This window comes from Agrobacterium sp. CG674, assembly GCF_053521645.1.
This window is the reverse complement of record NZ_JBNWDZ010000026.1, coordinates 1-2497: the sequence shown is the minus strand read 5'-3', so window position 1 is coordinate 2497 and position 2497 is coordinate 1. Positions and strand designations below refer to the sequence as shown.

Below are 2497 nucleotides of genomic sequence, written 5' to 3'. Positions count from 1 at the left end.
GTAAGCGGGAAGCTGACCCCATCTGGCGTAGTTAGATCGTACGGCTGTATTGCAGATAGACGATTCACAAACTGTGAGCTTCTATGTCTGCGCCTAGCTCTGGAACCAGAAACTTTCATATGATCGAGGCTGTCCCTGAGCGCTTGGAAGGCGCTCCAAGGCAGTTCCGCCGACGTTGGTCGGATGAATTCAAAGAACATGCTGTTGCAGAGGCGATGGAACCGGGAGCCAGTGTTTCAGCGATCGCACATCGCATTGGAATTCATCCATCGCAGCTATTTGGCTGGCGTCGCGATGCTCGGGAGCGACAGCGATCCGCGTCGTCCGGAGCCGCTGTTTGCACGCAAGCCGGTTCTGGTGGCTCAAATTCGGTGATTGATGTTGTCATCGGCGATGTTGTTATCCGGGCCGGACCCGATGTTGACGCAGCGCACCTGCAACGGGTGATCCGGGCGGTACTTTCAGCATGATCCCGTCAGGCGTCAAAGTCTTCCTCGCGAGCCATCCAATCGACTTTCGTAAGGGGCCTGATAGCTTGCTGTCGCTAGTGCGCGATGCTGGCAGCGATCCGTTTAACGGAGCGCTCTATGTCTTCCGGGCGAAACGAGCAGACCGGATCAAGATTGTCTGGTGGGATGGCTCAGGAGTTTGCCTTTATGCAAAGCGGTTGGAAAAGGCGCAATTTTGCTGGCCGCGCATTGGTCACAACCGGGTCCAGCTCAACAATGCCCAGCTTCTGGCTTTGGTGGATGGAATGGACTGGAAACGCGTTCGATCAACACCGATCAAGCCACCCGAGATTGTTGGGTAAAAGCCCTGCGACGAATTGAATCATGCACCTAAAACTACGGGCGGATCACGGCGAAATATGCTCTGATCATACCCATGACGCGACCCGAGATAGAGCTCCCGGATGATGTAGAAGCACTCAAGGCCATGGTTCTTGCCATGACTGAGAAGGCCGCTCGCGTCGAGGCTTTGGAAAAGCAGGTCGACGATCTCGAGGCCCGAAATGCTGATGCCGATGAGCGCATCGAGCGGCTGACACAGATCCTGAAAGCTTTTGACCGCGCGCGCTTCGGGCGCCGTTCAGAGAAACTTGCAGCGGTCAGTGTCGATGACGAGCAGCATACTTTTGTCTTTGAGGAGATCGAGACCGGCATTGCGGCGATCAGGGCCAAGGTTACGAGTGGCATCAACAAAGATGGCAAACGTCCGCCGAGGCCACGCAAGGGCTTTGCGCCGCATCTGGAGCGTATCGAGGTGGTGATCGAGCCGGAAGACTTGCCGGAGCATGTGGGCAAGACAAAAATTCTGATCGGAGAAGACATATCCGAACGATTGGATGTCGTTGCAGCGAAGTTCCGTGTCATTGTCACGCGCCGTCCCAAATACGCTTTTAAGAACGAAGACGGCGTGATCCAGGCTGCGGCCCCGGCGCATATCATTGATGCGGGCATTCCAACAGAAGCGCTTCTGGCTCAGATCGCGGTCTCCAAATATGCCGATGGGCTACCACTCTATCGACAGGAAGCGATTTACGCCCGCGACAAGGTCGAACTTGACCGCAGGCTCATGGCTCAATGGATGGGAAAGCTGGGGTTCGAGCTCGACATCCTCGCCGATTATATCCTCAACGAAATCAAGAAGGCGGAACGAATATTTGCCGACGAGACGACCCTGCCGACGCTTGCACCAGGGTCCGGGTCGGCAAAAACCGCATGGCTATGGGCCTATGCCAGGGATGACCGACCGTTCGGAGGCAACGGTCCGCCGATGGTGGCCTATCGCTTCGAAGACAGTCGGGCGACCGATTGCGTGGCAAGGCACCTCAGCGGCTATCGCGGGGTTCTGCAGGTTGACGGGTACGGGGCCTACAGCAAGCTTGTCCGCAAGGACGGCGGCAACGACGGCGTTACTCTGGCTGGCTGCTGGGCACATAGCCGCCGCAAGTTCTATGAATTGCATATCGCCAAGAGCTCCAGGGTCGCCACAGAGACGGTCGAGCGCATGGCAGAGCTCTGGGAAATAGAGGACACAGTCCGTGGTCAAAGCCCTGAGGCGCGTGTCGCAGCCCGACAAGAACGCGCGGCAGAGATCGTCCGAGATCTGTTCGCTCTCTGGCAGACGACCCTGCCGCGCGTGTCGGCTAAATCCAAACTCGCTGAAGCTCTACGGTACTCGATCAAGCGTCGTGACGTCTTCGAACGCTTCCTGACCGACGGCCGTGTCGAGATCGACTCCAACATAGTCGAGCGAGCGATCAGACCGCAGGCGATTACAAGAAAAAATAGCCTCTTCGCTGGCAGTGATGGTGGCGGCAGGACATGGGCAACAATCGCGACGCTGCTGCAGACGGCAAAGATGAATTCTGTCGATCCCCAGGCCTGGCTGACGCAGACGCTTGAGCGCCTTGCAAATGGCTGGCCTAGCAGCGAAATCCATACCCTTATGCCGTGGAGCTACAGGGCCTGAACGGCCTCAGCTTGCCGCTTAC

3 protein-coding genes are annotated in these 2497 nt (G+C 57.2%); all 3 read left to right on the top strand.

From position 1 onward, the window contains the following. Positions 1-119 precede the first annotated feature (119 nt). The 3 genes from ACQZ51_RS23620 to tnpC all read left to right on the top strand — a co-directional run bounded on the left by ACQZ51_RS23620 (position 120) and on the right by tnpC (position 2475). A complete protein-coding gene (locus ACQZ51_RS23620; protein ID WP_236761091.1) occupies positions 120-470 on the top strand; it encodes a transposase in 351 nt (116 codons plus the stop codon). Next, positions 467-811, top strand: coding sequence for an IS66 family insertion sequence element accessory protein TnpB (tnpB, locus tag ACQZ51_RS23615; RefSeq protein WP_065699540.1), 345 nt, complete (start codon positions 467-469; stop codon positions 809-811). The genes ACQZ51_RS23620 and tnpB overlap by 4 nt, the downstream gene beginning before the upstream one ends. Positions 812-885: 74 nt before the next feature. Then, a complete protein-coding gene (tnpC, locus tag ACQZ51_RS23610; protein ID WP_448780985.1) occupies positions 886-2475 on the top strand; it encodes an IS66 family transposase in 1590 nt (529 codons plus the stop codon). The last annotated feature ends 22 nt before the right edge of the window (positions 2476-2497 follow it).